This is a genomic window from Deltaproteobacteria bacterium (assembly GCA_005879795.1).
Lineage (GTDB): Bacteria > Desulfobacterota > Binatia > DP-6 > DP-6 > DP-6.
The window spans coordinates 1-6,457 of record VBKJ01000170.1 but is presented as its reverse complement, the minus strand read 5'-3'; the positions used below and the strand labels follow the sequence as shown (position 1 = coordinate 6,457).

The following is a 6,457-nucleotide window of genomic DNA, read 5'->3' as shown; positions in this document are numbered from 1 at the left end:
ATCTTCCCCGGCGCGACCTGCCACATGTCGGTCGTGATCGTCTCGCCCGGGTAGACGACGCCCGAGAAGCGCACCTCGAGCGACTTCATGCGCGCAGGGTGGTCGTGGCAGTACGCCTTCAGCACGGCGCGGCCGGCGTGGCCGAAGGTGCAGAGGCCGTGCAGGATCGGCCGGTCGTAGCCGCCGAGCTTCGCGAAGTCGGGGTCGGCGTGCAGCGGGTTCATGTCGCCCGAGAGACGGTAGATGAGGGCCTGCTGCGGCAGCGTCTTCATGGCGATCGACCGGTCGGGGGGACGATTCGGCGGCAGGTTGCGCGGCCCGCTCGGGCCGCGGTCGCCGCCGAAGCCGCCCTCGCCGCGCGCGAAGATGCCCGCGGTGTTGCGGAAGAGGAGGCGGCCTTTCTGATCGACGCTCTCGGTCTCGACCACCACCACCGCGCCCTTTACCTTGTCGTAGATCGCCTTGATGGTGGGCGTCGTCGTGATGGTGCCGCTGGTCGGGATCTCGGCGTGCAGCTCGATGCGCTGCTCGCCGTGCAGCACCAGGGCCGGGTTCACGTCCATGGCGCCGCCCAGGTTGAGCATGGCGGGGAAGGACGGGATGACGGCGAACGTGGGCAGCACCTGCAGATCCCGCTCGTAGGTGAACCGGAGGTCGTCGGTGCCGCAGCCGACGCCGAGCGCATAGAGCATCACGTCGCGCTCGGTGTAGGTGTGCGTCACCGCGCCGAGCTTCTTGCCGACGGCCGTCAGATCGACTGGCATGCGCGTTAACTCACATCGTTGACGGGCCGGGTCAAGGGGCCGTAGAAGGCCGCCGTGGCAGGTCTGCTCGCCGGCAAGACCGCCGTGGTCACCGGCGCGTCGAGCGGCATCGGGACGGAGACGGCGCGCGCGCTCGCCGCGGCCGGCGCCGCGCTGACGCTCGCCGCGCGCCGCGCCGATCGCCTCGCGCGCCTGGCGGCGGAGCTCGGCGGCGAGGTCGCGGTCCAGCCGACCGACATGCGGCGCGAGGAGGACATCCTCCGCCTCTTCGCCGTCGCGCGCGAGCGCTTCGGCGGCGTCGACATCCTGGTCAACAACGCCGGTCTCGGCCGCGCCGCGCCGCTCGGCTCGGCGCCGACCGAGCTCTGGCGCGAGATGCTCGAGGTGAACGTCCTCGGCCTCGCCATCGCCACGCGCGAGGCGATCCAGGACATGGAGCGGCGCGGCGTGGCGGGGCACGTCGTGCACGTGGCGTCGATGGCCGCCCACCGCGTGCCCGGGCCGGAGAGCGGGATGTACGCGGCCACCAAGTTCGCCGTGCGGGCGCTCACCGAGGGGCTTCGTCAGGAGCTGCGCGCTCGCGAGAGCCCGATCCGCGTGAGCGCCGTCTCCCCGGGGCACGTGCTCACCGAGTTCGCCGACGTCTTCACCGGCAGGCCGGGCGCGCAGGCGGCGATCGACCGCCGCTTCAAGATCCTCGAGCCGCGCGACGTGGCCGAGGCGATCGTGTGGATCGTCACGCGCCCGCCGCACATGGAGGTGCACGACCTCCTCGTGCGGCCGACGGCGCAGCGGAACTGACCGTTTGACAGCCATTCGCGATGGGACGTATGGCATGTGTATGGCACGCAAGCTGTCCACCACCGTTCGCCTGGACCCCGCCGATGCCGACGCCCTTGCCCGGGCCCGCGCCGACGGGCTGTCGGCGTCCGAGCTGGTTCGCAGGGGGCTCCGCGTGGTCGCGGCACGGTACTACCGGGGCCGTCGGCCGCCGTCGACCGAGCTCTTCGTTTCGACGGCGCCCAAGCTCGGGGACGAATCGGAGCTCTTCAAGGACATCGAGAAGTGAGCGGAGCGCTGGTCGCCGACACGGGCGGCCTCCTTCGCGCACTCGCCCGGCGACCGGCTGGTGGTCCCTCGTGGCCCGACTACGCGCAAGCGCTCGCGTCCGCGTCGGCCGTGCTCGTTCCCGCACTCGTCCTTGCCGAGGTCGACTACTTCCTGCGCGATGAACGTGCCGCCATGCGGAAGCTGGTGGCGGAGATCTTCGACCCCGGGACGAGGTACGAGTTCGAGCCGGCCGTCCCGACGGACCTGGTGCGCGCGCTCCAGCTGGACGCGAAGTTCAGGGCACTGCGTCTCGGCTTGGTGGACGGGCTCGTGGCTGCGGTCGCCGAGCGTCGGCGCATCTATCGCATCCTGACGACGGATCGACGGGACTTCGGTGTGCTCCGCGTGGGCCCTCGATACGACCGCGCGCTGGTCGTGGTTCCCTGAGCCGTCACCCGCCCCGGTCAAGCCCCCTCGACCCCGTACAGCTCCGCCGCATTGTCGTGCAGTATCAACTCGCGCTCCGCCTCCGTCAGGCACGCCGCCTCCCGCGCCAGCAGCTCCTGCGACCACGGCCACGTCGAGTCGCTGTGCGGGAAGTCGTTCGCCCACATCAGCCGCCGCGGGTTCAGCAGTCCCGTCATCTGGAACGCGGGCCAGTCGTCCTGGAAAGTCAGGTACACGTGCTCGCGGAAGTACTCGCTCGGGAGCCGCGCGAGGTCGAGCGCGCGCATGTAGCGGTGGCGCTCGTAGTAGTGGTCCATGCGGTGCATCCAGTGGGGCGCCCAGCTCGCGTCGGCCTCCACGCACACGACGCGGAGCCGCGGGTGGCGCTCGAAGACGCCGCCGTAGACGAGCATCGCGAGCAGGTCCTGGTTGCTGCGGATGATGCCCACCGCGAAGTTCATGACCGGGCCGCGCTTGGGGAACGCGTCCTGCGGATCGGTCAGGATGTGGTAGGACACCGGGAGGCCGAGGTCGATCGTGGCTTCGAAGAGCTCGTCGTAGATCGGGCTGTCCCAGTCCGCCTGGCCGGGCCGGCTGGGGAGCATCACGCCGCGCAGCCCGAGCGCCTTGATCTGCCGGAGGTCCTCGATCCCGTCCGCGGGTGTGCGCACGGCGGTCTGGCCGACACCGAGGAGCCGGTCGGGGTGCGCGCTGCAGTACTCGGCGAGCCAGCGGTTGTAGGCGTCCATGCACGCCTGCTTGTAGTCCAGGTCCGGGTGGCGACAGAGCACGAGCCCGACCGTCGGGTAGAGCACCTCGGCGCTCACGCCGTCGCGGTCCTGGTCCGCGAGGCGCGCCTCGGGATCCCAGCCGCCCCGGTGCCACTCCTCGAAGCGTCCCATGGGGCGGATGTCCTCCGGGCGCTTGCCGGCGGCCGCGATGAGGCCCATGGGGAGCGCGCCCTGCGTCAGATCGGGGATCACGTACATCTCTCCGCCCGCGTCGTCGTGGACGAGGTGCGGCGCCCGGTCGCGCAGCGCCGGGTCGATGTACTTCCGGTACGTGTCGGGATGCTCCGTGATGTGGGAGTCGGCCGAGATCGGCGGCATGGTCATGTCGTACCTCCGTCGCTACGCGGGCTCCAGCACCATGGGCAGGCTCGTGACGCCGCGGAAGACGATGCTCGGGGGAATGGGCAGCGGCGCGTCGTCCACCCGCCGGAAGCCCCGCGTGCGCTCGAGCAGGACCCGGAGCGCCACCTCGGCCTCCAGCGTCGCGAGCGACGCCCCGAGGCAGTAGTGCGGGCCGAAGCCGAAGGCGAGGTCCGGCTTCCGCTCGCGCCCGATGTCGAAGACCTCGGGGCGCTCGAAGACCGCCTCGTCCCGGTTCGCCGACCCGAGCCAGCAGAGCGCGACCTCACCGGCGGCGACCGCGACGCCGTGCAGCCGCGTCTCGCGCGTGGCAAGGCGCGGGTCCATCTGCACGGGCGAGGAGAAGCGCAGGACCTCCTCCACCGCCACCGGCACCCGCGACGGGTCGGCGCGCAGCGCCGCGAGCGCCTCGGGGTGCGCCAGGAGGGCGAGCACCGCGTTGCCGATCAGGTGCGTGGTCGTCTCGTTGCCCGCGACCAGGAGGAGGATGAGCATCGCGAGCAGCTCCTCGAAGGAGAGGCGCGAGCCCTCGAGCTCGGCCGCGACGAGCGCCGAGAGCAGGTCGTCGCGCGGCTCGCGCCGCCGCGCCTCGACCAGGCGCACGAAGTAGGCCTCGAGCTCGCCCCGCACCCGCCGGAGCGTGGCGACGCGCTCGGGCGGCGCGACCTCGAAGAAGACGGTGCCGAGCGGCGCCACGATCGCGTCGGACCACACCTTGAACCGCGCGCGGTCCTCGGCTGGCACGCCGATCAGCTCGGCGATGACGACGACCGGCAGCGGATAGATGAGCGCCTCGACCAGGTCGACCTCCCCCCGGGCGAGCGCGGCGTCGAGGAGCTCGTGGGCGATCGCCTCGACGCGTGGCGCGAGCTGGCGGACGCGCCGCGGCGTGAACGCCAGGTTCACCAGGCCGCGGAGCCGCGTGTGCTCGGGCGGGTCCATGACCAGCATGCTGCGCGGCACGTCCTCGGGCGCGAAGCCGGGCGGGGTCGGGAAGACGCTCGACCACGTCTGCGGATCGCGCAGGATCGCCTGGCAGTCCGCGTGCCGGAACACGGAGACGACGGGCAGGCCCTCGTGGCGCCACGCGGGATGCTCGCGGCGCGCGCGGGCGAAGAGCGCGTACGGGTCACGGCGGGTCTCCTCGTCGAAGGGGTTGAAGAAGAAGGTCGCGTTCGTGGGGGCCAGCATGCTCCCCTTCTACGCCGGGCGGTCCTGCCGATGCCAGATGGACGGATCCGAGCTCAGAGCGCGCCGAGCCCGCGCAGAAACGCCGCCGTCCGCTCCCACGTCGGCTCGAGCACCTCGGACAGCTCGTGGCCCCGAGTCGTACAACACCAACTTCGGCGTGTCTCCTCGGACACGAGCGCCATGCGCCGCGATGGCGCGCGAAGCCGGATCGCTACAGCATTCTAGACCTAGAAAGCCCAACGCTTGAATCGTTGACCACCCGCCCGTAGGGTGATGGGCCACCACGATGGATGGGGCGGAGGCGATCGAGCTCGCCCGGGGGTTGCTGCCCGCATGGGTCGGCTGGGTGAACTTCCTTCTTCCGATCGCGCTGGCGTTCCTGGTTTCCCTCGTCTCGACCTGGTCGGCAGGGACGGTCGCCCTCCGGCTCGTGGGCGACCGCCCCTGCGAGAACTGGGCAGACCGTGCCCGGAGAGACTTCCCCGTGCGGCGTGCGATCGCCCTCTGCCTCGTGGCGATCTCGCTCGGCATCGGCGCGATGGGCTCGTGGTTTCAGGGCCCGCTTTCCCCCCTCCCGGGCGCCGTGTCCCTCTGGCTCGTGCTCACGCCGGCGTATGGTGGCGGCATGCTTGTTTTCCGTCGCTTCTCGCGCCGTCTCGGGGACGGATCGCTCTCGCCTCCCGACTCGTGGTGGCGGAACTTCGCCGTCGGGTTGCTCGTCTTCGTTCCGTCCTGGTTGGTGACGGCCCTCGTGATGACGTCGATCGGCAACAGGCCGGACGCCCGGGCCGTCATGACACTCGCCGCTGGCGCCATCGCCACGGGGTTCTTCGCGCTCGGCGGGGGGCTCCTGGTCCTCCGCCGGCTTGGGCTCGCGGCTCCACCGTCGCCGCGGCTCGCCGCCATCGTCGAGGAGGTCTCCCGGCGCGTCGGTGTCCAGCCGCGGACGACCTACGAGGTGCGCACGTCCATGGCGAACGCCTTCGTCTTCCCGGCCAGCGGCGTCCTGGCATTCACCGAGCGAGCGCTCGGGGTCCTCGACGACGACGAGGTCGCTGCGATCTGTGCCCATGAGCTCGGGCATCTCGCCGAGCCCCGTCTCTTGCACGTCATTCGATGCCTGGAGCCGTACCTCCTCCTCCCCCTCGGGGCGCTGCCGCTCGTCATGACCTCCTTCGGGGCACGCGGTACCGCCGCGATGGTGGGCGCGATCATCATCGCATCGTTCGCATGCAGGCGCTTTCGGCGCGGGCGCGAGGAGCGTGCGGACCGCGTGGCCCATGCGCACCAGGGCGAGGCGGGCGTCTACGCCCATGCCCTCGAGCGCTTGTACCGGGCCAATCGCATCCCGGCCGTGGTGGGGCGAAGGCGCGGGAGTCACCCGGAGCTCTACGACCGTATGGCGGCCGCGGCAGCAGCGCCGCCGTACCCACGCCCCCTGCCGCCGCCGAGGCTTCCGACCGTGCTCGGCGTGTTGGCCGGAACGGCGATCGCCTGGCTGGCCGCCTTCGCCCTCGTGGCCGTTTCCGCACGCGTCGACCGCTCCCGGCACGATCTCGCCAGTCGGCTCTGGTATGTCGCCCTCCACGGTGAAGGCGCGCCCGAGCTGTACCAACTCGCCCTGGCACGCTGGGAGGAGGGGAATCACGTGGATGCCATCACGCTCTACCGCGGCGCAGCTGCCCTGGCGTGGCGCTCGGTGTTCTATGCGACCGACCTCGCCGTCGCGCTCGCGAAAGACGGGCAGTGCGACGAGGCAACGCGTGCAGCCGCGGCCGCCCGCGAGCGGCTTCGCCGGCGTCCCGACCGCGACGGGCTCCGCGCGCTGAGAGGTGCCTTCTCTGCGGCCGCCGA

The 6,457-nt window shown here is 71.6% G+C and carries 6 protein-coding genes; 3 read left to right on the top strand and 3 right to left on the bottom strand.

Annotated elements, in window-relative coordinates; translation table 11 throughout:
* Window positions 1–764: hypothetical protein (locus E6J59_14990; GenBank protein TMB18178.1), on the bottom strand; the 764-nt coding region annotated here is incomplete at its 3' end.
* Between the two features lie 63 nt (window positions 765–827).
* On the opposite strand from E6J59_14990, the gene E6J59_14985 reads away from it, so the two are divergent.
* Window positions 828–1,565 (top strand): SDR family NAD(P)-dependent oxidoreductase, encoded by a 738-nt coding sequence (locus E6J59_14985; protein TMB18179.1) that lies wholly within the window; start codon window positions 828–830, stop codon window positions 1,563–1,565.
* Between the two features lie 36 nt (window positions 1,566–1,601).
* Window positions 1,602–2,261, top strand: a complete 660-nt coding sequence (locus E6J59_14980; protein ID TMB18177.1) for a type II toxin-antitoxin system VapC family toxin — start codon at window positions 1,602–1,604, stop codon at window positions 2,259–2,261.
* Between the two features lie 17 nt (window positions 2,262–2,278).
* On the opposite strand, the gene E6J59_14975 is transcribed toward E6J59_14980, so the two are convergent.
* Both E6J59_14975 and E6J59_14970 read right to left on the bottom strand, forming a co-directional pair.
* A complete protein-coding gene (locus E6J59_14975; GenBank protein ID TMB18176.1) occupies window positions 2,279–3,376 on the bottom strand; it encodes an amidohydrolase in 1,098 nt (365 codons plus the stop codon).
* Window positions 3,377–3,391: 15 nt separating this feature from the next.
* Entirely contained in the window at window positions 3,392–4,603 is a 1,212-nt protein-coding gene (locus E6J59_14970) for a cytochrome P450 (GenBank protein ID TMB18175.1), read from the bottom strand.
* Window positions 4,604–4,889: 286 nt separating this feature from the next.
* Here E6J59_14970 and E6J59_14965 point away from each other — a divergent pair.
* Window positions 4,890–6,457, top strand: a 1,568-nt coding sequence (locus E6J59_14965) for a hypothetical protein (protein ID TMB18174.1), incomplete at its 3' end; no start/stop codon positions are given.

Excerpts from the sequence above, each read along its gene's own strand:
- E6J59_14975 (TMB18176.1), bottom strand. The coding sequence starts at position 3,376 with ATGACCATGCCGCCGATCTCGGCCGACTCCCACATCACGGAGCATCCC.
- E6J59_14970 (TMB18175.1), bottom strand. The coding sequence starts at position 4,603 with ATGCTGGCCCCCACGAACGCGACCTTCTTCTTCAACCCCTTCGACGAG.